The sequence below is a fragment of the Pseudomonas sp. Pseusp97 genome (genome assembly GCF_047304025.1).
GTDB lineage: Bacteria > Pseudomonadota > Gammaproteobacteria > Pseudomonadales > Pseudomonadaceae > Pseudomonas.
In genome coordinates this window covers 1-229 of sequence record NZ_JBGLYK010000621.1, presented here as the reverse complement: position 1 = coordinate 229, position 229 = coordinate 1, and the positions used below count along the sequence as shown (strand labels likewise).

Genomic DNA, 229 nt, shown 5'->3' with positions numbered 1-229 from the left:
GGAAAATACCCCGACCGCGCCGGCAGAGGCCGTGCGCCTGGCCGGTGGCGGGCGCGTCGCCGCCTTCGCCTACGGCACCCTGCCGGCGGTCTGGCCGCAACTGGTGGCCTACATGCTCTACCGCTGGGAGAACAATATCCGCATGGCCAGCGTACTCGGCTTCGTCGGTGCCGGCGGGCTGGGGCAGATGCTGTATTTCAGCCTCAGCCTGTTCCAGCAGGCCCAGGCG

1 protein-coding gene is annotated in these 229 nt (G+C 69.4%); it reads left to right on the top strand.

Annotated features, from left to right (window positions below; all coding sequences use genetic code 11):
• Positions 1-229 (top strand): PhnE/PtxC family ABC transporter permease (locus ACCC94_RS30555; RefSeq protein ID WP_413353278.1); only part of this gene is annotated, 229 nt, incomplete at both ends.